Annotated in this window: 23 protein-coding genes; 10 read left to right on the top strand and 13 right to left on the bottom strand. The window is 72.0% G+C overall.

What is annotated here, in order from left to right; translation table 11 throughout:
- Nucleotides 1–56 precede the first annotated feature (56 nt).
- Genes AB0I38_RS31710 through AB0I38_RS31720 form a run of 3 tightly spaced genes read right to left on the bottom strand, consistent with a single transcriptional unit; the run spans nt 57 to nt 3,108 of the window.
- Nucleotides 57–923 carry an NAD(P)-dependent oxidoreductase gene (locus tag AB0I38_RS31710; protein WP_358487930.1) on the bottom strand — a complete coding sequence of 289 codons (867 nt, stop codon included), beginning with the start codon at nt 921–923 and terminating at the stop codon, nt 57–59.
- Nucleotides 920–1,657 (bottom strand): SDR family oxidoreductase, encoded by a 738-nt coding sequence (locus AB0I38_RS31715; protein WP_358487933.1) that lies wholly within the window; start codon nt 1,655–1,657, stop codon nt 920–922. The genes AB0I38_RS31710 and AB0I38_RS31715 overlap by 4 nt, the downstream gene beginning before the upstream one ends.
- Nucleotides 1,654–3,108 (bottom strand): aldehyde dehydrogenase, encoded by a 1,455-nt coding sequence (locus tag AB0I38_RS31720; protein ID WP_358487938.1) that lies wholly within the window; start codon nt 3,106–3,108, stop codon nt 1,654–1,656. Before AB0I38_RS31720 ends, AB0I38_RS31715 begins: the two co-directional genes overlap by 4 nt.
- Nucleotides 3,109–3,152: 44 nt before the next feature.
- Between AB0I38_RS31720 and AB0I38_RS31725 the strand changes: the two genes are divergently transcribed.
- Nucleotides 3,153–3,824 carry a hypothetical protein gene (locus tag AB0I38_RS31725; RefSeq protein ID WP_358487941.1) on the top strand — a complete coding sequence of 224 codons (672 nt, stop codon included), beginning with the start codon at nt 3,153–3,155 and terminating at the stop codon, nt 3,822–3,824.
- A 77-nt stretch (nt 3,825–3,901) separates the two neighbouring features.
- Here the strand turns inward: AB0I38_RS31725 and AB0I38_RS31730 are convergent, their stop codons facing one another.
- The 6 genes from AB0I38_RS31730 to AB0I38_RS31755 are packed head-to-tail and all read right to left on the bottom strand — an operon-like array spanning nt 3,902 to nt 8,508.
- A complete protein-coding gene (locus AB0I38_RS31730; RefSeq protein WP_358487947.1) occupies nt 3,902–4,453 on the bottom strand; it encodes a nuclear transport factor 2 family protein in 552 nt (183 codons plus the stop codon).
- A gap of 7 nt (nt 4,454–4,460) precedes the next feature.
- Entirely contained in the window at nt 4,461–4,658 is a 198-nt protein-coding gene (locus AB0I38_RS31735; protein ID WP_358487951.1) for a ferredoxin, read from the bottom strand.
- Nucleotides 4,649–5,965 carry a cytochrome P450 gene (locus AB0I38_RS31740; protein WP_358487954.1) on the bottom strand — a complete coding sequence of 439 codons (1,317 nt, stop codon included), beginning with the start codon at nt 5,963–5,965 and terminating at the stop codon, nt 4,649–4,651. The genes AB0I38_RS31735 and AB0I38_RS31740 overlap by 10 nt, the downstream gene beginning before the upstream one ends.
- Complete coding sequence (locus AB0I38_RS31745; RefSeq protein ID WP_358487957.1) at nt 5,962–6,735, bottom strand: SDR family oxidoreductase; 774 nt, start codon at nt 6,733–6,735, stop codon at nt 5,962–5,964. The genes AB0I38_RS31740 and AB0I38_RS31745 overlap by 4 nt, the downstream gene beginning before the upstream one ends.
- A gap of 13 nt (nt 6,736–6,748) precedes the next feature.
- A complete protein-coding gene (locus AB0I38_RS31750) occupies nt 6,749–7,936 on the bottom strand; it encodes a cytochrome P450 (RefSeq protein WP_358487961.1) in 1,188 nt (395 codons plus the stop codon).
- Nucleotides 7,937–7,941: 5 nt separating this feature from the next.
- Nucleotides 7,942–8,508, bottom strand: a complete 567-nt coding sequence (locus AB0I38_RS31755; RefSeq protein WP_358487970.1) for a TetR/AcrR family transcriptional regulator — start codon at nt 8,506–8,508, stop codon at nt 7,942–7,944.
- A gap of 59 nt (nt 8,509–8,567) precedes the next feature.
- On the opposite strand from AB0I38_RS31755, the gene AB0I38_RS31760 reads away from it, so the two are divergent.
- From AB0I38_RS31760 to AB0I38_RS31785, 6 genes are all read left to right on the top strand, one after another.
- Nucleotides 8,568–8,795 (top strand): hypothetical protein, encoded by a 228-nt coding sequence (locus AB0I38_RS31760; protein WP_358487973.1) that lies wholly within the window; start codon nt 8,568–8,570, stop codon nt 8,793–8,795.
- Between the two features lie 96 nt (nt 8,796–8,891).
- Nucleotides 8,892–9,830, top strand: coding sequence for an NAD(P)-dependent oxidoreductase (locus tag AB0I38_RS31765; RefSeq protein ID WP_358487978.1), 939 nt, complete (start codon nt 8,892–8,894; stop codon nt 9,828–9,830).
- 34 nt (nt 9,831–9,864) lie between these two features.
- A complete protein-coding gene (locus AB0I38_RS31770) occupies nt 9,865–11,292 on the top strand; it encodes an NAD-dependent succinate-semialdehyde dehydrogenase (protein WP_358487983.1) in 1,428 nt (475 codons plus the stop codon).
- A gap of 243 nt (nt 11,293–11,535) precedes the next feature.
- Complete coding sequence (locus AB0I38_RS31775; RefSeq protein WP_358487986.1) at nt 11,536–13,032, top strand: PhoX family protein; 1,497 nt, start codon at nt 11,536–11,538, stop codon at nt 13,030–13,032.
- A gap of 128 nt (nt 13,033–13,160) precedes the next feature.
- A complete protein-coding gene (locus tag AB0I38_RS31780; RefSeq protein ID WP_358487990.1) occupies nt 13,161–14,060 on the top strand; it encodes a D-alanyl-D-alanine carboxypeptidase family protein in 900 nt (299 codons plus the stop codon).
- Between the two features lie 117 nt (nt 14,061–14,177).
- A complete protein-coding gene (locus AB0I38_RS31785) occupies nt 14,178–14,828 on the top strand; it encodes an NAD(P)H-binding protein (RefSeq protein ID WP_358487992.1) in 651 nt (216 codons plus the stop codon).
- Here AB0I38_RS31785 and AB0I38_RS31790 read toward each other — a convergent pair.
- Nucleotides 14,815–15,399: a transglutaminase domain-containing protein gene (locus AB0I38_RS31790; protein WP_358487998.1), complete on the bottom strand. Its 585-nt coding sequence runs from the start codon at nt 15,397–15,399 to the stop codon at nt 14,815–14,817. The genes AB0I38_RS31785 and AB0I38_RS31790 overlap by 14 nt on opposite strands.
- Before the next feature lie 191 nt (nt 15,400–15,590).
- Here AB0I38_RS31790 and AB0I38_RS31795 point away from each other — a divergent pair, with 191 nt between their 5' ends.
- Nucleotides 15,591–16,682: an LLM class flavin-dependent oxidoreductase gene (locus tag AB0I38_RS31795; RefSeq protein ID WP_358488004.1), complete on the top strand. Its 1,092-nt coding sequence runs from the start codon at nt 15,591–15,593 to the stop codon at nt 16,680–16,682.
- 26 nt (nt 16,683–16,708) lie between these two features.
- On the top strand, nt 16,709–17,329 hold the full coding sequence (locus tag AB0I38_RS31800) for an FMN reductase (RefSeq protein ID WP_358488008.1): 621 nt from the start codon (nt 16,709–16,711) through the stop codon (nt 17,327–17,329).
- A gap of 87 nt (nt 17,330–17,416) precedes the next feature.
- Here the strand turns inward: AB0I38_RS31800 and tgmB are convergent, their stop codons facing one another.
- A complete protein-coding gene (gene tgmB / locus AB0I38_RS31805) occupies nt 17,417–18,370 on the bottom strand; it encodes an ATP-grasp ribosomal peptide maturase (protein ID WP_358488011.1) in 954 nt (317 codons plus the stop codon).
- 3 nt (nt 18,371–18,373) lie between these two features.
- Complete coding sequence (tgmA, locus tag AB0I38_RS31810) at nt 18,374–18,634, bottom strand: putative ATP-grasp-modified RiPP (protein ID WP_358488015.1); 261 nt, start codon at nt 18,632–18,634, stop codon at nt 18,374–18,376.
- A 165-nt stretch (nt 18,635–18,799) separates the two neighbouring features.
- On the opposite strand from tgmA, the gene AB0I38_RS31815 reads away from it, so the two are divergent.
- Complete coding sequence (locus AB0I38_RS31815) at nt 18,800–19,564, top strand: GntR family transcriptional regulator (RefSeq protein WP_358488140.1); 765 nt, start codon at nt 18,800–18,802, stop codon at nt 19,562–19,564.
- Nucleotides 19,565–19,582: 18 nt separating this feature from the next.
- Here the strand turns inward: AB0I38_RS31815 and AB0I38_RS31820 are convergent, their stop codons facing one another.
- A complete protein-coding gene (locus AB0I38_RS31820) occupies nt 19,583–20,497 on the bottom strand; it encodes an SMP-30/gluconolactonase/LRE family protein (protein ID WP_358488019.1) in 915 nt (304 codons plus the stop codon).
- Between the last annotated feature and the right edge of the window lie 17 nt (nt 20,498–20,514).

The raw sequence follows: 20,514 nt of genomic DNA on the forward strand, positions 1-20,514 counted from the left end.
GCTCCCATCCCAGCTCAGGTGGGTCATCGCCCACACGCTCTTCCGGCCCAGGTGGGTCATGTCCCGCCCGTCTCGCCGCTCAGGCCGGTCAGGTCCGGCTGTTCCAGGCCCAGGCCGGCGGCGAGGCGGGCGCGGGCGAGCGTGGCGAGCGGGGTGTCGACGCCCAGCTCGGCCGCGAGCTCCAGGGCGAGGTCGAGGTCCTTGTGGCCGAGGGCGAGGACGTTGCCCATGATCTCGTACAGCGGGTCGCCGGGGTCGAGGGGCGCGGTGGTGGGGCGGAGCATGATCGCGCCGGGGCCGCCCGTGACGGCGTCGGAGTGCCTGACCACCCGGCCGAGCTTGCGCAGCGAGACGCCGGCGGCCTCGGCCAGCCGCTGCGCCTCGGCGGCGGCGGCGAAGGAGGCGAAGTGCAGCAGGTTGCGGGCCAGCTTGGCGCGGGTGCCCGCGCCGACGGGGCCCATGTGCAGGACCAGGCCGGCCCAGGCGGCGAAGGGCCGCTCACAGCGGGCGAAGGCGGCGTCGGTGCCGCCCGCCATGACGGCCAGGGTGCCCTCCTGGGCGCCCATGAAGCCGCCGCTGACCGGCGCGTCGACGATCTCGATCCCGTACGGCAGCGCCCGCCCGGCGAGGTCGGCGGCGGTGCCGGCGCGGATCGTGGAGTGGATCGCGACGACCGTGCCGGGGGCGGCGGCGGGCAGCAGGCCGGTGACGACGTCGCGGACCTGGTCGTCGTCGCGCACCATGACGGAGACGTGCGTGCTGGCGGCGGCCACCTCGGCGGGGTCCTCCGCCGCGCGGGCGCCCGCCTCGACCAGCGGCGCCACGGCCTCGGGCCGGGTGTCGTGCACGGTGAGGCCGAGTTCGACCAGGTGGCGGGCCATGGGGGCGCCCATCTGGCCGAGCCCGACGAAGCCGTAGGTCATGACCGGAACACCTCGCCGCCGTCGACGTTGAAGATCTGCCCGGTGATCCAGGCGGCCTCGTCGGAGAGCAGGAACAGGCACATGCCGGCCAGGTCGTCCGGGGTGCCCACACGCTTGAGCGCCAGTTTGTCGCGGACGATCCGGTCGACCATGCCGGCGGGCACGACCGTCCGGTTGGCCTCGGTGTCGATGGGGCCGGGGGCGATGGCGTTGACCCTGATGCCCATGCCGCCGAGCTCGTGCGCGAGTTGCTGGGTCAGGGCGTTGACCCCGGCCTTGGCCAGGCCGTAGAAGCCGGAGTACTGCCAGGCGGCGGTGGAGGACTGGTTGACGATCGCCCCTCCCCCGCGCTCGGCCATGTGGGCGTGCACGGCGCGGGCGCAGAGGAGCGCGCCGTCCATGTTCACCGCCATGAAACGCTTGTAGTAGTCCCAGTCGACGGTGAACAGGAAGTCGAGCCGCATGGTGCCGAAGATGGCGGCGTTGTTGACCAGGTAGTCGATGCCGCCGAAGCGCTCGGCGGCGGCGTCCGCCATGGCGGCGACGGAGCCGGGGTCGGACACGTCGGTGCGCACGTACAGGCCCTTGATCTCGTCGGCGACGGCGGCGCCGCGCTCGCTGAGGTCGGCGACCACGACGGCGGCGCCCTCGGCGGCGAGCGCCCGCGCGTACGCCCTGCCAATGCCCTGCGCGGCACCGGTGACGATGGCCACCTTGCCGTCGAACCGGTTCATCGAACCCCCTCCGCGATCGCCTTGGTCTCCAGGTACTCCTCGAAGCCGGCCACGCCCATCTCCCTGCCGACGCCCGACTGCTTGTAGCCGCCGAACGGCATGTCGGCGGAGTACCAGACGCCGCCGTTGACGCTGACGGTGCCGGTGCGCAGCCGGCGGGCGACGGCGCGGGCCCGTTCGGGGCTGCCGTGGACGGCGCCGGACAGGCCGTAGGGCGAGTCGTTGGCCAGGCGGACGGCGTCGTCGTCGCCGTCGTGCGGCAGGATCACGAGCACGGGGCCGAAGATCTCCTCGGTGGCCGTGCGGGAGCCGGGGGCGAGCCCGGCGACCAGGGTCGGCTCGATCCAGAAGCCGCGGTCCCTGCCCTCGGGACGGCCGCCGCCGGTGACGAACTCGCCGCCCTCCTCGGCGGCGAGCGTGAGGTACGCCTCGACGCGGTCACGCTGGCGGGCGGAGATGACCGGCCCGCAGACGGTGCGTGCGTCGCGCGGGTCTCCGGTGCCCAGTTTGCGCATGGTGGCGGCGGTGAGGTCGGCGGCTTCGGCGTACTTCTCGCGCGGGACGAGGAGGCGGGTGGTGATGGCGCAGCCCTGACCGGCGTGGGTGACGGCGGCGAAGGCGGCGTAGCCGCAGGCGGCGGCGAGGTCGGCGTCGTCCAGCACGACGAAGGCGGACTTGCCGCCGAGCTCCAGGAAGACCTTCTTGACGGTGCCGGCGGCGGCGCTCATCACCGTGCGCCCGGTAGCGGTCGAGCCGGTGAAGGAGAGCAGATCGACGCGTGGGTCGGCGCAGAGCCGGGCGCCGAGGGCGTGGTCGGCGCCGGTGACGATGTTGACGACGCCCGGCGGCAGGTCGGTCTCCTCCCGGATGAGCAGGCCGAGCGCGGCGGCGCACCAGGGCGTGTCGGGTGCCGCCTTGAGGACGAGCGTGCAGCCCGCGGCGAGCGCCGGGCCGAGCTTGGCCAGGTTGAGCTGGTGGGGGAAGTTCCAGGGGGTGATGGCGCCGACGACGCCCGCGGGCTCGCGGACGACGCGGCGCTTGCTGGTCACGCCCATGGGCGCGGCCCGGCCGAGGTCGTGCTCCCAGAGGTAGTCCTCGGCGAGGTCGGCTACCCAGGCCAGGTCGGCGACGGGCGCGTCGAGCTGCGCGCCGTGGGTCAGGAAGCGGGGCGCGCCCGCCTCGGCGATGGTGAGCTCGCGCAGTTCCTCGGCGTGGCGGGTGAGCGCGCCGTGCAGCTGGCGCAGGCAGCGCACCCGGAAGGCGGGGTCGGCGGCCCAGGTGGTGGAGTCGAAGGCCTGGCGGGCGGCGGCGATCGCGTGGTCCAGGTCGGCGGGGGCGGCGTCGGTGGCCTCTCCCAGGGTGTCGCCGGTCGCCGGGTCGAGGGTGCCGAACCGGCGGGGGCCGTAGACCAGCTCCCCGCCGATCAGGAGGGGCGAGAGGTCGCCAAACAAGCGACCGGTTGTTCTGGACACCTGTCCAGACTACAGTTGCCCGCATGACGGAGCGCAAGGACTATTCCGGAGAATTCGATCCGAACTTCCGGTTCGAGGATCTGTCCAAAGAAGCCCTGGTACGGCTCGTCCGCGAGTACGCGCTGATCGTCCATCTGCTCGACCGGTCCGCGCTGATCACCGTCGGCCTGCGCTACGGGCAGCAGGTCGTGGAGGAGATCGCCATCGACGAGTGGCAGGGCGCCAGCCCCGTCTACACCCAGCGGATCCGCGAGATCATGCGGATCGAGGGCGACGGGGTGTCGGCCATCTTCAAGTGCCTGCAGCTCGACCCCGGTTTCGCCCAGCACTACATGGACGTGGAGTACGAGCTCGTCTCGGAGACCCACGGCTTCTTCCAGTTGCGCAGCTGCGGCGCGCTGCTGGACGTGGAGCCGTTCGGCGAGCGCGCGACCCGGGGCATGTGCCACCACATCGAGGACGGCACCTTCGACTGGACCGCCCAGGCGGTGAACCCGCGCGCCCGGATCCGGCCGGTGCACCGGCCGCCCCGGGCGCCCGCCGGCCGGGTGCCGCACTGCCGCTGGGAAGTGATCATCGCCGACGACACCGAGCCCGTCGGCGAGGCCGAGATCACGCGGATGACGCGGGGCACCACGGCCGCGAGGTTCAGGTTTCCGCCGATGCGCGACGGCACGCCGCACATCCCGGCCTGACCGGTCCACCACAACGCGACGCACGTCCCGGCCTGACCGGTTCGCCACAGCGCGACGCACATCCCCGCCTGACCGGCTCACCAGAGCGGGACCGGCGACTCGCCCCGCGGGTAGTAGCCGGGGATCCTCTCCCCGGAGGCGGCCCGGTCCAGGCGGCGCTTCATACCCTCGGACAGGGTGCCCGCCTTCATCATCTCGACGAACAGCGAGGTGACGTTGCCCAGGTCGAACCAGTCGCGCTGCCACGACCACCGGAAGTCTCCCCCGTAGCGGAACCAGCTGCCGCCGATGCCCGCCACCTCGTACGCGCCACCGCCCGGACGCTCGGCGTCGGCGATCTGCTTCCAGAACCCGACCACCTCGCCGGCGCGGTCGTCGACGAGGACCCTCTGGTACGGGTAGATCCAGCCGTCCAGACCGCCCATCTCCGACCCCAGGACCAGGTCGCGGATCTCGTCGCGGCCGACCGCCATGAAGTCCTGGCCGGGGCCGACGTTCCAGCCGTAGGTGGCGTCCTCGGTGTAGAGCTCGGCCAGCGGACGCCAGTCGCCCGCCTCCTCGCACCGGCGGTTGGCGTCGAGCCAGCGCTGGACCATCTCGTCGAGTTCACTGCGGGGGAAGCTGGGCATGGCGCGGTCACTCCTTCGGCTTGAGCAGGATCGCCTGGGTGGGGCAGTAGCGGACGGCGGCCTCGACCCGGTCGCGCAGCGTCTCGGGCGGGTGCGGGGCGAGGACGCGCACCTTGCCCTTCTTCGGCACCTCGAAGACCTCGGGCGCCTCCAGCTCGCACTGGGCGTGGCCCTGGCACAGGTCGAGGTCGACGCTCACCCGCACGGCCGCCTCCTGCGGTAGGTCACCCGGCACGGCCGGGCGAGCTGGACCACCATCTTGGAATGGTCGTTGCGGTAGGACGCGGGATCCTGGGCCAGGGCGAACTCCCAGTCGCGCAGCAGCACGGAGAAGATCGCCTTGAGCTGGATCATCGCGAAGTTGGCGCCCACGCAGCGGTGCCGCCCGGCGCCGAACGGCACCCAGGTCCACCGGTGCAGCAGGTCCTCCTCGCGTGGCTTGGCGTAGCGCGACGGGTCGAAGGCGTCGGGGTCGGGGAAGTCCTCGGCGATCCGGTTGGACACGGCCAGGGAGCAGCCGACCATGGTCCCCTCGGGGATGCGGTGGCCGAGCACCCGCTGCTCCGACCGGGCCACCCGGAGCAGCAGGATGAGCGGCGGGTGCAGGCGCAGCGCCTCCTTGACGGCCGATTCGAGGAGCGGGATCTCGCGCAGCGCCTGGAAGCTGACTTCTGAGCCGTCGGCGTACAGCTCGTCCAGCTCGGCGACCACCGCGCGCATGATCTCGGGGTGGCGCAGCAGCTCGATCAGCGTCCAGGCCGCGGTGCCCGAGGTGGTGTGGTGCCCGGCGAACATCATCGAGATGAACATCCCGGTGATCTGGTCGGCGGAGAACCTGCCGAGCGACATGAGCACGTCGAGCAGGTCGCGGTCCTCGCGGGCGGGCGCGGTGCGGGTGGCCATGATCTCCTCGACGAGGCCGACCAGCTGGACGCGGGCGGCGTCGCGCCGCCGGAAGCTGTCGATGTCGGCGTACGGGTCGACGTAGGCGATCGCGTCGGTGCCGCGCTCCAGGTCGTGGTAGAGCTCGGCGAAGCGCCGGTCGAGCTGCTCGCGGAACCGCTTGCCGATCAGGCAGGCGGAGGAGGTGTAGATGGTCAGCTCGGCGAACCAGTCGAGCAGGTCGATCTCCCCCTCGCTCCCCCAGCCGGCGACCATCCGGTCCACCTCGGCGGCGATCGTGGCGGCGTGGCCCTTGAGGTAGGAGCCCTTGAGCGCCTGGTTGTGCAGCGCCTCCCTGCGCTGCTCGGGCGTGGCGTCGAAGACGACCCCCTCGCCGAAGATCGGCGTCATGAACGGGTACGCGCCGGCCTGGTCGAGCTCCTCGTCGGGAGCGCGGAAGAAGAACTCGTTGGCCTCGGCGCCCGACAGCAGCACGACCGGCCGCCCGGCCAGCCGGAACTCCCCGACCGCGCCGCACTCCTCGCGCACCCGCCGCATCAGGCCGATCGGGTCGGCTCGCAGTTCCTCCAGGTGGTCGGGGCCGCCGGAGACGCGTTGGGGTTCCGTCATCGGTTCCTCGCCTCCGGCTGGACCTCGACCAGGGTCAGGTGGGTGCCGCGCGGCGTCTCGACGACGGCGGCGATCACCGCGGCGACGTTCTCCGGCTTGAGGAAGTACGGGTGGCGGGCGAGGCCCCACTTGACCCAGTCCTCCAGGACCTCCCCGGTCGTCTCGGGGTCCCAGTCCATCCCCATGCCGGTCATCGTGGGACCGGGGCGGACGAGCGAGACCCGCACGCCGGTGCCCTCCAGCTCCATCTGCATCGTCCGGGCCATGCCCTCCAGGCCGTTCTTGGCCGCCACGTAGGCGCCCATGCGGGGACGCGGGGCCCGTACGACGTCGGAGGAGACGAGGACGACGTCGCCCCGGCCGTTCTTCACCATGCCGGGCACGACCTGGGAGACCAGGCGGTGCGCGCCCACCAGGTGCACCTGGAGCTGGGCGGCGAATCCGGCGGAGTCGAGCTCGTGGACGCGTTCGGCGCTCACGTCGCCCGCGCCGGAGACGACGATCTCGGGGGCGCCGAGCGCCGCGGCCGAGGCGGCCACGAACCGTTCGACCGAACCGGAGTCGGCGACGTCCAGGACGTGCGCGAACACCTCGGCGCCGTCCTTGGCCAGGGTCTCGGCGAGCTCGCGGCACCGCTCGACGCGGCGGGCGCCCAGGGCGACGGGGTGCCCGCGGGCGGCGAGCAGGGTGGCGGTGGCGGCGCCGATGCCGGAGGAGGCTCCGGTGACCAGCGCGGGACGGCGTGAGGGGTGTGGTTCGAAGCGCGGCATGGCAGCTCGATCCTCAGGCGGGGGTGACGGAAATGGGCAGTCGGGCGAAACCACGGACGTTGACGGAGTGCACGCGCACGGCCTGGCCGGCGTCGAGCTCGAAGGAGCGGACCTGCCTGACGAACTCGGTCAGCGCGACGCGGGCCTCCAGCCTGGCCAGGTTGGCGCCCAGGCAGAAGTGCCGGCCGCCGCCGAAGCTGATCAGCGCGGAGGTGTCGCGGTCGAGGTCGTAGCGGCCGGGGTCGGGGAACACGCGCTCGTCGCGGTTGGCCGCGCCGATGAGGAGCACCAGCCGGCTCCCGGCGGGGACGGCCGTGCCGTACAGCTCGGTGTCGTGCGCGACGGTGCGGGCCAGGATCTGGCTGGACGGGTCGTAACGCAGCGTCTCCTCCACCCAGTCGGTCACCCGGGCCGGGTCCTTCCAGGGTTTGGCCAGCTCGGCGGGGTTGCGCCGGCCCCAGTAGAGCGCGTTGGCCAGCAGCTTGGTGGTCGTCTCGTTGCCGGCCACCACCATGAGGAACAGGAAGGCGATGATCTCCTCCTCGGTCAGCCGGTCGCCGCCCTCCTCGGCCGCCAGCAGCGCGGAGGTGAGATCGGCGGCCGGTCTCGCGCGGCGCTCGGCGACCAGCCGCTCGTAGTAGCCGACGAGGGTGAGCGCCGCCTCCATCCCGGCGGGCGGGACGTCGGTCAGGCCCTCCTCGCGGTGCACCACCAGGTCGGCCAGCCGGCGCAGCTCGTCGCGGTCGGCCTCGGGGACGCCCATCAGCTCGGAGATGACGTCCATCGGCAGCTTCCCGGCGAAGTCGGCCACCACGTCGAACTCGCCCGCGGCGACGGCGGGGGTCAGGTGGCGGCGGGTCAGCCGCAGGATGTCGCCCTCCAGCTCGCGCACCCGGCGCGGGGTGAACCCCTTGGCGACCAGGGCGCGCATCCGGGTGTGCGAGGGCGGGTCCATGGCCAGGAAGGACATCGTCCGGTGCGCGGCGGGCCCCCAGGCGCTGGGGTCGAGCGAGACGCCGTTGACGTTGGAGAAGCGCTGGTGGTCGCGGAAGGCGGCGGCCACGTCGGCGTGGCGGGAGACGGCCCAGAAGTCGAGGTCGTCGTTGCGGTAGAGGGGGGCCTCCCGCCGCAACCGGGCGTAGACGGGATAGGGGTCGTCGTGCACGGCGTAGTCGTACGGGCTGTAGGAGACCGGGTCCACGCGGGCTACCTCACGATCAGCTCGGCGACTTCGGCCAGGCGGTCGGCCGTCTCGTGGTAGGAGATGTGGCCCATCCCGGCCTGCACCAGGGCGCCCGCGTAGGCCACTTCGAGCGCGTTGAGCACCTTGCGGTCGGCGTCGGGGCCGAGCGCGGCGCGCAGCCGGCGGCGGATGGTCAGGCCGATGCGCAGCCGCAGCTCCTGCACGTCGGGGTCGTCGCCGAGCAGCGCGGCGGTGCAGGCGGCGGCGAGCCGCGGCTCGTCGGCGACCAGCAGCGCGATCTCGCGCAGCACCGCGACGGCCTGGGCCGGGTTTCCCGCCGGCTCCAGCGGCGGCAGCGCGCTCAGGCGGCGCCAGAACACCTCGGCGACGAGGTGGTTCTTGGAGGAGAAGTAGGTGTAGGCGGTGGCCGGTGCCACGCCTGCCCGGCGGGCCACGTTGCGGACGGTCAGCCCGTCGAAGCCGCTCTCGCGCAGCTCCTCGACGGCCGCGTCGGTCAGCCGGCGCACGGTGTCGGCCTGCCGGTGCGTCAGCCGCCGCCGGGTGGGCTCCGTCAGCGCATTGTTGGACACGTGTCCAGACGATAGTTCAGCCAGGGCCACGCGGCAAGGGCTCCCGCGTCCCCCGGGAGGTGGCGGGTGGTGACACGTACGGGGACGCCCGGCTCAACCTGGGCGTCTACCTGGCCGCGCTCGGGGACCACGCCGAGGCCTCGAAGATCTTCGAGAGCGAGACACGGATCCGCCCCGGCAACGTGAGCGAGGGCATCGTCCACGCGCTGCGGATTCTGCGCGACCTGCTGCCCGGCCAGGCGGAGGAGATCGACGCCCTGATCGGGACGCTGCGAGAGGTCACCTGACGGTTTGCCCACATTCACACGGGACACGTTCCAGGTAGAGCGAGCGCCCGGACGCCGGACGATGCCCGGCGTCCGACCGCTCACCGAGGAGTTCCGATGACTGATTCGACAACGCCCCGGGTCGGCTGGATCGGGACCGGCCGCATGGGAGCCGCCATGGCCGCGCGGCTCGCCGACGCCGGTGTGGACGTGACCGCCTGGAACCGCACCATCGCCAAGGCGGAGCCGCTCAAGGAGCACGGCGCGTCGGTCGCGGAGTCGCTCGGCGCGCTGCGCGACAGGGACGTGGTGTTCACCATGGTCTCCACGGCGTCCGTCCTGGAGAAGGTGTTGCTCGGCGACGACGGGCTGCTCACGGGTGACGAGCTGCCGGGGGTCGTGATCGACTCCTCGACCGTGTCCGTGGAGTCGTCGGCCGAGGTGCGCCGGGCCTGTGAGGAGAGGGGCGTGGCCTATCTGGCCGCGCCGGTCAGTGGCAACCCCAAGGTGGCGCGGGCCGGTGCGCTCAGCCTGGTGGTGTCCGGCCACCGGGAGACCTACGACCAGGTCGCCCATCTCCTGGAGCCCCTTGGGAAGTCGGTCACCTATGTGGGAGAGGGCGAGGCCGCCCGCCTGGTGAAGATCGCGCACAACCTGATGCTGGGCGTGGTCACCCAGACGCTGGCCGAGATCACCGTGCTGGCCGAGAAGGGCGGCGTCCAGCGGCACGCCTTCCTGGGGTTCCTCAACGACAGCGTCATGGGCTCGGCGTTCACCCGCTACAAGTCCCCGGCGTTCGTGCACCTCGACTACACGCCGACGTTCACCCCGATCCTGCTGCGCAAGGACTTCGACCTCGGCCTGACCGCCGCCCGCGCTCTGGACGTGCCGATGCCCGTCACCGCGCTCACCGCGCAGCTCATCCAGGCCAGCGTCGGCGCGGGCCGGGCGGACGAGGACTTCGCCGTCCTGCTCGACCTGCAGGCCGCCGCCTCAGGGCTGGACCTCGAACCGGAGGACGTCGCGGTGGACGACGGTCTCGGCCAGCGTTCATGACCACCCCAACCCGTACGGAAAGGAAGACACGATCATGCTCACCGAGCTCTACATCGGCGGCCAGGCGGTCCCGGCCGGCGACGGCGGCCGGTTCGACGTGCTGGATCCCGCCACGGGACAGGTCATCGCCTCCGTGGCCGACGGCACCGCCGACGACGCGATCTCCGCCGTCGACGCGGCGCACGCGGCGGCCGCCTCCTGGGCGGCCGCGGCCCCCCGGGAGCGGGCCGAGATCCTGCGCGCCGCCTTCGAGCTGATGACCGAACGGGCCGAGGACCTGGCCAAGCTCATCTCGCTGGAGAACGGCAAGGCGCTGCCCGACGCGCGCGGCGAGGTCACGTACGCGGCCGAGTTCTTCCGCTGGTACTCCGAGGAGGCGGTGCGCGGCGCGGGACAGCTCACCACGGCCCCGTCGGGCGCCAACCGGATCGTCGTGTTCCACCAGCCGGTCGGCGTCTGCGTGCTGGTGACGCCGTGGAACTTCCCGGCCGCGATGGCGACCCGCAAGATGGGGCCCGCGCTGGCCGCGGGCTGCACCATGATCCTCAAGCCCGCGAGTGACACGCCGCTCACCGCGCTGGCCATGGCCGAGATCCTGAGCGCGGCCGGGGTGCCGCCGGGCGTGGTCAACGTGCTGCCCGCCCGCCGCTCCGGCGCGGTGGTGTCGGCCATGCTGCGTGATCCGCGGGTGCGCAAGCTGTCCTTCACCGGTTCCACCGAGGTGGGCCGCGTGCTGCTGCGCGAGGCGGCCGACCAGGTGGTCAACACCTCGATGGAGCTCGGCGGCAACGCCCCGTTCGTCGTGTTCGCCGATGCCGACCTGGACGCGGCGATCGAGGGCGCGATGATCGCCAAGATGCGCAACGCCGGTGAGGCGTGCACGGCGGCCAACCGGTTCTACGTCGAGGCGCCGGTCGCCGACGAGTTCGCCAGGCGGCTGGCCTCCCGCATGTCGGCGCTGGTGGTCGGCCCCGGCACCGAGGAGGGCACCCAGGTCGGGCCGCTGGTCAACCAGGACGCCGTGGACAAGGTCCACAGCCTGGTGCGCGGCAGCCTCGACGGCGGCGCGAAGGCCCTGGTGGGCGGCGGCCGGCCCGACCGGCCCGGCTTCTACTACGACCCGACCGTGCTGGTGAACGTCCATCCCGACGCGCCGATCCTGCGCGAGGAGGTGTTCGGGCCGGTGGCGCCGATCGTCTCCTTCGACGACGAGGACGAGGCGATCCGGCTGGCCAACGACACCGAGTTCGGTCTGGTCTCCTACGTCTACACCGGCGACCTGGCGCGCGGCCTGCGGATCACCGAGCGGCTGGAGGCCGGCATGGTCGGGCTCAACCGCGGCCTGGTCAGCGACCCGGCCGCCCCGTTCGGCGGCGTCAAGCAGAGCGGCATCGGCCGCGAGGGCGGCCACGAGGGGATGCTCGACTACATGGAGACCAAGTACGTCGCCGTCAACTGGTGACCTGGCAGGACGACTCGACCGGCGGCCTTCTGTGAATCTCGATCCGTCGGTCGTCGCTGGATCACCCGCCCCATCGACGGCCGACGGGCGGTTGAGGCCCTTCCCCGACCCGCTGGAGTATCCCGTCCGGGTTCTCGTCTGACAACGCAGCGTGTCTGGGCCTCCTGGGGCGGAGTCAACGCGTCTACGCTGGCGGGACGCTCCGTGTCCCCTGGAGTCGTCCTCCGTCCCGAGGAGAATCAGTTGAGCGCGCTCGATCGCCGGACCTTTCTCGGCCGGGGCCTCGCCACCGCGGGTGGCGCGCTGGCCAGCGGCCTCGCCATCGACACCCTGGGCGCGCACGCCGCCTGGGCCGAGACCGGCCGGACCCCGCCGGATCCGCGCGAGGTGGGTTACGGCCCGCTGCGCCGCACGCCGTCGCGCAACACCGGCGAGGAGCTGCTGGCGCTCCCCGCCGGCTTCTCGTACGTGGTGCTGGGTAAGACCGGGACCCCGATGTCCGACGGGGTGGCGACGCCGATCGCGCACGACGGCATGGCCGCGTTCCCCGGCACCCGCCGCCACACCGTGCGGCTGATCCGCAACCACGAGGTGCGCACGCCACCGGGCTCGCCGCTGGGGCGGGTGCACGTGCCCGGTTCGGCGAGGTACGACGAACTGGGCGTGGGCGGCACCACCACGCTGGAGGTGGACCTGCGCAGCGGCGAGGTGGTGCGGCACTTCGTCAGCCTCAACGGCACGATCATCAACTGCGCGGGCGGCCGGATGCTCCACGAGCGCGGCTGGCTGACCTGCGAGGAGACGACAGTGGGGCCGGCCCAGGGCTGGCAGCGCAAGCACGGCTACATCTTCGAGGTGCCGCTGAACGGCCCGGTGCCGGGCCGCCCGGCCGCCTCGATGCCGCTCACCGCGATGGGCCGCTTCTCGCACGAGGCCGTCGCGGTCGACCCGCGCACCGGCTACGTGTACGAGACGGAGGACGACTCGGGCAAGCCCGACGGGTTCTACCGGTTCCGGCCCAGGGATCCGCGCAACCTGGCGGCCGGCGGGGTGCTGGAGATGCTCAAGATCAAGGGCGTCGACGGCTACGACTGCCGTGAGGGCCAGCGGACGGGCGCCCGGCTGCCGGTCGAGTGGGTGACGATCGACGATCCGGACCCCGACCTGGAGGGCGGCGCGCCGACCTGCACCCAGCAGGGCCTGGCCAAGGGCGGCGCGAAGTTCAACCGTCTGGAGGGCTGCTGGTACGGCGACGGCAGCGTCTTCTTCAACTCGACCAGCGGCGGCGACGCCAAGAACGGCGACGCTCCCGGCGCCGACGGCTACCGGGAGGGCTACGGCCAGGTCTGGCGCTACGTGCCCGGCCGGGGGCGCGGGGGCACGCTGGTGCTGGTGTACGAGTCGCCGGGCCGCAAGGAGCTCGACTCGCCCGACAATCTCACCTTCACGCCGCGCGGCGGCATCGTGCTGTGCGAGGACGACGCCTCCTCGGTCGACGCCGACCCGCATCCGCTGGCGCCGGGCCTGGCCAACGTCAACCGGCTGATCGGCCTGGACCCGCGCGGCGGGCAGCCGTTCGAGCTGGCGGTGAACATCGCCGATGACAGTGAGTTCGCGGGCGCCTGTTTCAGCCCCGACGGCTCCACGCTGTTCGCCAACCAGCTGGGCAGCACCGCCGAGCTGGACCCGCCTGGCCGCACGTACGCCATTCGTGGTCCCTGGTCACGCGGGCCACTCTGATGAGGACCGAGCAGTAAAAATTTACCTGACCCGGATTCGCCGCCATCCAAGGAGCTTCCAATAGTCAAACCACGCAAAGTAGATAATTAACTCAAAAGCACCCAAAATTTCGCGGCATTCTGTGTCGTATGCGTAACCGGAAAGCCCGTCTGACTCTCTGCGCCGGCGCCATCGCCGTGGCCGCCGGGTTCGCGACGCCTGCCCACGCGCAACCCGCCGGCCCGGCGACCACGGTCGCCGCCGCCCAGGCGTCCGCGCAGGCGCCCGCCGCGAGCGCGCCCTCCGTATATGGCCGCGCCGCCTACCTGCTCGACGCCGCCACGGGCAAGGAACTGCTCGGCACGAACGCCGACGCCCGGATGCCGATCGCCAGCCTCACCAAGACGATGACCGCCCATGTCGTGCTCCGGTCCGCCAAGCCGACGGACATGGTGGAGATCGAGCCCGAGGACGTCAGCTACGCCGTGAACGGCGGCGGCACCAGCGCCTACCTGCGCGCCGGCGACCGGCTCCCCGTCGGGGAGCTCCTGTACGGCCTCATGCTGCCCTCGGGCGCCGACGCCGCCCACGCGCTGGCCCGCACCTACGGTCCCGGCGTCACCGGGTTCGTGGCCGAGATGAACGACACCGCCCGCCGCCTCGGCATGACCGACACCGAGTACGTCAACGCCGACGGCCTGCCCATGCCCGGCGGCGACGGCTACTCCACGGCGAAGGACCAGGCCCTGCTGGCCGCGAAGGCGCTGGAGAACCCGCAGCTGAGGCAGATCACCTCCACCCGCGCCCACACGGTGGAGCAGACCGCCGACCACCGCTCCTATACCTGGACCAACACCAACAAGCTGCTCGGCGAGCCCGGAGCCCTCGGCCTGAAGACCGGCTTCACCCGCGCCGCCGGCTACAGCCTGGCCTTCGCCGGCGAGCGAGACGGCCGCCTGCTGATCGGCGTGCTGCTCGGGGAGTCGGTCTCCAGCCGCCGCTTCGACACGGCCAGGGCACTGCTGGACTGGGGAGCGCGCCAGGCGTGAAGCCCTGCCGCGCCCGCCGCTCCACCTACCGTGCGCCGAGGACCACGCACCGGCCGAGGGCCCGGTGCGCCGCTGACGCGGCCTGGCCGCCTAGCATGGCGCCAGGAACGGAGCGGCATGAAGGTGATCATTTTCGGCGCGACCGGCATGGTCGGCCAGGGCGTGCTGCGCGAGTGCCTGGCCGACGACCGGGTCGAGGTGGTGCTGACGGTCGGGCGCGCGCCCACCGGGCAGGCGCATCCCAAGCTGCGCGAGATCACCCACGCCGACCTGCTCGACCTCGGCCCGATCGAGGGCGACCTGGCCGGCCACGACGCCTGCTTCTTCTGCCTCGGCGTCTCCTCCACCGGCATGAGCGAGCGGGACTACCGGCGGATCACCTACGACTTCACCCTGGCCGCCGGCACCACGCTGGCCCGGCTCAGCCCCGGCTCCACCTTCGTCTACGTGTCAGGGGCGGGCACCGACGCGCGGGGGCGCACCATGTGGGCCCGGGTCAAGGGCGCCACCGAGAACGCCCTGCTGGCCCTGCCGCTGGAGGCGTACATGTTCCGCCCGGGCTACATCCAGCCCCTGCACGGCATCACGTCGAGGACGAGGTGGTACCGCCTGGCCTACGTGGTGACGGTCCCCTTCTACCCGGTGCTGCGGCGGCTCCTCCCCTCGGCCGTCACCACCACGGAGCAGATCGGCAAAGCCATGATCACCGTCGCCGAACGCGGCGCCCCCAAGCGCATCCTCGGTCCGGCCGACATCAACGCCCTCTGACCCGCACCATCACCCCCGCCCCGGCCGCCACCACCGAACAGACCGTCTGCCCGTAAGCCGCGAACAGGTCGTCACGGGCGTCGAAGTAGCCGAGATCGGCCAGCACATGCCCGGACAGGTCGCACGTGGAGCAGGTGGCGCCGTCCCAATCGATCGCGGTGCGGGCGACGGCGTCGAACAACGTCTCTCCGCCGTCGTTGGTGAAAGCGCCGCCGTCGCACAGCGAGCCGAGATCGCCGAAGATCTCGGAGACCGGCACCCAGCGCCCTTCCGTACGGAACTCCGGCCAGGCCAGCACGACCCGCGCCGGGATCAGCGGCCGCAGCCGGGGAAAGCGCGGATGCCAGAAGCGGCCGTCCACCAGCAGCCCTCTGACCCGCGTCGGGATGCCGCCCGCGCGGGCCACGGCCTCCAGGACCGCGAGCCGCTGGCTGCACGAGCCCCGGCCCAGAGCGAGCGTCGTCGAGGCGGGTTGCCGTTCGTCGAGCCCGTAGACGGGACGGACCCGGGCGGCTACCAGGCGGTGGGCTTTGCCGAGTGTGGCGCCCGCTTCGGCCGCCAGGGCGAGCACACGAGGATGGCGCCAGTCCAGGATCCGTGTCGGGGACGAACTGCCGGCGGAGGACGGGAGTGGGCCGGTGGGTGTGGGACGGCGCCAGGGCGCGAGGAGGCGTGAGAGCACAGCATGATTGTGGAATAACCGGGCGCGCTACCGCGCTGAGCTGATTGTCAAAAGTTCAACAGTCAAAGGTGGTGACTATAGTGCAGTTCGGGATCTTCAGCGTGGGCGACGTGACCATGGACCCCACCACCGGCAGGACGCCGACCGAGCATGAGCGCATCAAGGCCATGGTGACCATCGCGCTCAAGGCGGAGGAGGTCGGGCTCGACGTCTTCGCGACCGGCGAGCACCACAACCCGCCGTTCGTGCCCTCCTCCCCCACCACCATGCTCGGCTACATCGCCGCCAGGACCGAGCGCCTCATCCTCTCCACGGCCACGACGCTGATCACCACCAACGACCCCGTGAAGATCGCCGAAGACTACGCGATGCTGCAGCACCTGGCCGACGGCCGGGCGGACCTCATGCTCGGACGCGGCAACACCGGCCCCGTCTACCCCTGGTTCGGCCAGGACATCCGGCAGGGCATCCCGCTGGCCATCGAGAACTACGCGCTGCTGCACCAGCTGTGGCGCGAGGACGTCGTCGACTGGAAGGGCCGCTTCCGCACCCCGTTGCAGGGCTTCACCTCCACGCCGCGCCCGCTCGACGGGGTGCCACCGTTCGTGTGGCACGGCTCCATCCGCAGCCCCGAGATCGCCGAGCAGGCCGCCTACTACGGCGACGGCTTCTTCGCCAACAACATCTTCTGGCCCAAGGAGCACTTCATCCGCCTGATCACCCTCTACCGCCAGCGCTACGCCCACTACGGCCACGGCACGCCCGAGCAGGCCATCGTCGGGCTCGGCGGTCAGGTGTTCATGCGCGAGAACTCCCAGGACGCGGTCCGCGAGTTCCGCCCCTACTTCGACAACGCCCCGGTCTACGGTCACGGCCCGTCGCTGGAGGAGTTCACCGAGCAGACGCCGCTCACGGTCGGCAGCCCGCAGCAGGTCATCGACCGGACGCTGATGTTCCGCGAGTCGTTCGGCGACTACCAGCGCCAGTTGTTCCTGATGGACCACGCCGGGCTGCCGCTGAAGACCGTGCTGGAGCAGCTCGACATCCTCGGCGAGGAGGTCGTGCCCGTGCTGCGCAGGGAGTTCGCCGCCGGCCGGCCCGCCGAGGTGCCGGGCGCCCCGACCCACGCCTCCCTGCTGGCCGCCCGCCCCTCCGAGCGCGCCGCCGGCTGACCCCGTACCGACCAGAAGGAGAACGCATGAACCTCGTCGTCGTCACGGCTGGCCTGACCCAGCCGTCCTCGACCCGCCTGCTCGCCGACCGGCTCGCGGAGGCGACCACGCGGCGGATCGAGGAGGCTGGCGGCGCCGTCGAGGTACGCGTGATCGAGCTGCGTGACCTGGCCGGCGACATCGCCAACACCTTCGTGACCGGGTTCGCCGCCGCCCGGCTGCGGGACGCGATCGACGCGGTGACCTCGGCCGATGGCCTCATCGCGGTCACGCCGATCTTCACCGCCTCCTACAGCGGCCTGTTCAAGTCGTTCTTCGACGTCATCGGCAGCGACGCGCTGGTGGGCAGACCGGTGCTGATCGCCGCGACGGGAGGCACCGCCCGCCACTCGCTCGCGCTGGAGCACGCGATGCGCCCGCTCTTCGCCTACCTGCGCGCCATCGTGACGCCCACCGCCGTCTACGCGGCCTCCGAAGACTGGGGCGGAGACGGTGACGCCTCCACCGGCGTCCTGTCGGACCGCATCGCCCGCGCCGCCGGCGAGCTGGCCGATCTGCTGGCACACCGGCACCCCGTCCAGGACCCGCCGGAGCCGTTCGAGGATGTCATACCGTTCGAGCAGCAACTCGCCGCCCTGCGCCCCTGACCGGCGAGACCACCGCGCAGCGTCTTCGCCGATCAGGACCGCCGCCCCGCTTCCAGGAAGCCGGTCAGGCGCGCCTCGGAAGGCCGGTCAGGTACGCCCTTTCTCCAGGAGGTCGGCCAGGGCGTCGGCGACCGCGTCCACCTGCTCGGCGATCCAGGCCCATTGCCCGTTGGGATTGCACTCCAGGAACACCCACTCACCGGCGGCGGTGAGGGCGAAGTCGAACGCTCCGAACAACAACCCGAAGCTCGCCATGTAGCGATGGATGGCCCGTCCGACCTCGGCCGGGCAGGGAATCCGGGTGTAGACGAGCGCGTCGTAGTCGGCCCGCCAGTCGAGGGGCCCGCCGTCGATGCGCACGGCGAAGACCCGCCGGCCGACGACCGTGACCCGCACGTCGGCGACCTTGTTCACCTGGGCCTGGAACATGTGGGCCGTGCCCGCCACCGAGTCGTCGAGCGACGTGGAGGCGACCGGGCCGACCCAGATCATCCCGTCGCGGCCGTCGGCGGCCGGCAGCACGGCGTGCCGGAGCGGTTTGTAGACGACCGGCGCGAATTTGTCGGCGAAGGCCCGCGCCTCGTCCGCCTCGTTGGTGATCAGCGTCTCTGGCACGGTGAAGCCGCACGCCGCCGCGGTGCCGAGCTGGGCGGGCTTGTGCTCGGCGGCGTGATTGCACCACGGATGGTTGACCCAGAGGCAGTCGGGCAGGGCGGCCAGCACGCCGCCGAACCCGAGGCCGGCCTCGTTCACGGCGAACCTGGCGATCCGCTCCTGCCCTCCGGCGCGCTCCCGGTAGGGGGTGGGACGGCGCCACCACGCCGCCCGCACCCCGCGCAGCTGCACCTCCCGGCTCGCGGTGCGGACCCGGCCGGACATCCCGTGGCTGCCGAACCTGGCCGACATCCCGGCCGCGGCACCGAGGAAGTCGGCCGGATCGAGACGCGTCACGGGCACCCCCCGCTCGAACAACCGCTGAGTGACCGGGTCGGCCGTGGCGTCGTCGACACTGGTGACGACCAGGACGGGAGCGTCGGTCACCGGTCAGTCGCTGGCGTAGTCGAGGGTGCTGTCGTCGTCCCTGGTGCGCTTCTGGCCGTCGGACGCGGCCGTCTTGGTGGGTCTGCTGGTCACCTGGCCGCTCCCGTGCCTGCCCGCCTCGATCGGCCGGCCGGCCGGGTCGAAGTATCGGCCGGTCTGGGACACCGGGTCCAGCTCGACGTGCGGCACGTCCACGGGGGCGGACGGGTCGAACGCCGTCACCCTGGTGACTCCCCATGGGACGGGGTGCGTCGCGACGCTCATGGCATCAGGCTCCTTGGTTGCGGGGTTGACCAGAACCCCTGAATTCGTTGCCGGCCGAACATCAAACGTTTGGCGTTTCATAGAGTGATCGCGCGAACACGCCAAGTCAAGAGGCCTCGGCATCCATGTTTCCCCCGCGACGGCCGAGGAGAGACAGGGAGTGTGATGGACCAGCTCGGCAAGCCGAACTTCCGCCAGATCGCCTACCACCTACGTCAAGACATCGTTGACGGGCGGCATCCGCCGGGAACCCTGCTGCCGCCCGAGCCCGAGCTGGCGCAACGCTTCGGGGTGTCGCGGAGTCTGGTCAACCGGGCCCTGCAGCTCCTCGCCGCCGAAGGCAAGGTGACCGCCAGGCAGGGCCGGGGCACGATGGTCACCTGGCTCCCCCCGTTGTTACACTCGCCCGCCCGCTATCCCCGTGAGAAACGCGAGGGCCAGGAGGCCCGCGGCGCCTTCGACGCCGAGATCCGGGCCCTCGGCCTCGAACCCCAGCACGAGATCACCACCGAACGCACCAAGCCTCCCGAGCACATCGCCGAGGTTCTCGGACTGTCACACGGCCGGGTCAACTGCCTGGTGCGCCGCCGCAGACTGCTCGCCTCCCGCATCCCGGTCCGGCTCAACGCCTCCTGGATCCCCCTGGAGATCGCCGGCGGCAGCACCCTGGAAGACCCGTCCGCCGTCCTCGTCGGCGGCATCAAGTCGGCCCTCGCCGACCTTGGATTCAAGCAGGTGGCGGCCATCGAGCGCCTCATGGTCCGGCCCCCCAGCGAGGCCGAGGCCATCGCCCTGGAGATCAGTCCGGAGCGCAGCGTGCTCGACATCTTCCACGTCGGCAGGACCGCCGCCGGCCGCGCCGTGGAGGTCACGACGACGGTGACCCCCGCCGACAACCAGATCGTCGAGCACGAGTTCCGCCTGTCCTGACGGCCCGCGCGAGGCGCGTCAGCGTCCGGGCCGGATGGCGACCACGTCGTAGGTCGTGTCCGGGGTGGGCGGGGTGGTGAAGCGGGCGTTGGGCAGGTAGAGGCGGTCGCCGAAGGCGGCGACCGTGGTGGGCACGTCGAAGCGCGGGTCGGTCAGCCGGTCGACGACCCGTCCGGAGGAGCCGTCCAGGCTGAGCTTGATCACCGCGACCGTGTTGAGCCGGTTCTGCACCGCGTACAGGGTCCGGCCGTCCAGCAGCAGGCCGTCGCCGTTGCTGAGCACCTCGCCGCCCAGGTCGACCTCCGTGGTGACTCCGGTGGCCGGATCGACCTCGAACAGCTTGCCGGTGTTGGACTGCACGATGATGAGCGACCTGCGGTCGGGGCTCGCCACGATGCCGTTGGCGTTGGTGCCGGTGGCGTACTGGATGGCGCCGCTGAGCGGGATCTTGACCGCCTCGGCGGGCAGCGCCCCCTTGCGGCCGAGGGGCAGCTTGTAGAGGACGGGGCTGGCCGAGTCGGTGAACCAGGCGGCGTCCCGGGTCAGGATCACGTCGTTGACGAACGTGGGCGCGGTCGCCAGCGCGTACGACGTGAGCACCGCGCCGGTGCGGGTGTCGATCACCCGGGCGTTGCCGCCGGTGCCTCCGGCCACGAACAGCCGTCCCCGGTCGTCGGTCTTGAGCCCGAGCGAGGGAGTGCCCGGCCCCTGGCTGAAGACGGCTCCCTTACCGGTGCGCAGGTCGGCCCGGTAGATGTCGCCGGTGCCGCGCGACCCGAAGTAGGCGACGGGACCGGGACCGATCGCTATCCCCTCCGGCTGGAATCCGCCCGGCAGCGCGAACGTGTCAGGCAGCGTGGCGGCCCGCGCGGGCATGCCGATGAGAGTGACGAGCAGCGCGCAGAGCGCGGTCTTGAGGATCGCTGATCTCATGCGGCCCACGATCCCCC

It is taken from the genome of Nonomuraea cavernae (assembly GCF_040655715.1).
GTDB lineage: Bacteria > Actinomycetota > Actinomycetes > Streptosporangiales > Streptosporangiaceae > Nonomuraea > Nonomuraea cavernae_A.

Coding starts and splice junctions, on each gene's coding strand:
- tgmA (WP_358488015.1), bottom strand. CDS start 18,634: ATGAGCGTCGCGACGCACCCCGTCCCATGGGGAGTCACCAGGGTGACG.
- AB0I38_RS31715 (WP_358487933.1), bottom strand. CDS start 1,657: ATGAACCGGTTCGACGGCAAGGTGGCCATCGTCACCGGTGCCGCGCAG.
- AB0I38_RS31745 (WP_358487957.1), bottom strand. CDS start 6,735: ATGCCGCGCTTCGAACCACACCCCTCACGCCGTCCCGCGCTGGTCACC.
- AB0I38_RS31815 (WP_358488140.1), top strand. CDS start 18,800: ATGGACCAGCTCGGCAAGCCGAACTTCCGCCAGATCGCCTACCACCTA.
- AB0I38_RS31710 (WP_358487930.1), bottom strand. CDS start 923: ATGACCTACGGCTTCGTCGGGCTCGGCCAGATGGGCGCCCCCATGGCC.
- AB0I38_RS31770 (WP_358487983.1), top strand. CDS start 9,865: ATGCTCACCGAGCTCTACATCGGCGGCCAGGCGGTCCCGGCCGGCGAC.
- AB0I38_RS31800 (WP_358488008.1), top strand. CDS start 16,709: ATGAACCTCGTCGTCGTCACGGCTGGCCTGACCCAGCCGTCCTCGACC.
- AB0I38_RS31785 (WP_358487992.1), top strand. CDS start 14,178: ATGAAGGTGATCATTTTCGGCGCGACCGGCATGGTCGGCCAGGGCGTG.
- AB0I38_RS31740 (WP_358487954.1), bottom strand. CDS start 5,965: ATGACGGAACCCCAACGCGTCTCCGGCGGCCCCGACCACCTGGAGGAA.
- AB0I38_RS31820 (WP_358488019.1), bottom strand. CDS start 20,497: ATGAGATCAGCGATCCTCAAGACCGCGCTCTGCGCGCTGCTCGTCACT.
- AB0I38_RS31765 (WP_358487978.1), top strand. CDS start 8,892: ATGACTGATTCGACAACGCCCCGGGTCGGCTGGATCGGGACCGGCCGC.
- AB0I38_RS31725 (WP_358487941.1), top strand. CDS start 3,153: ATGACGGAGCGCAAGGACTATTCCGGAGAATTCGATCCGAACTTCCGG.
- AB0I38_RS31730 (WP_358487947.1), bottom strand. CDS start 4,453: ATGCCCAGCTTCCCCCGCAGTGAACTCGACGAGATGGTCCAGCGCTGG.
- AB0I38_RS31780 (WP_358487990.1), top strand. CDS start 13,161: ATGCGTAACCGGAAAGCCCGTCTGACTCTCTGCGCCGGCGCCATCGCC.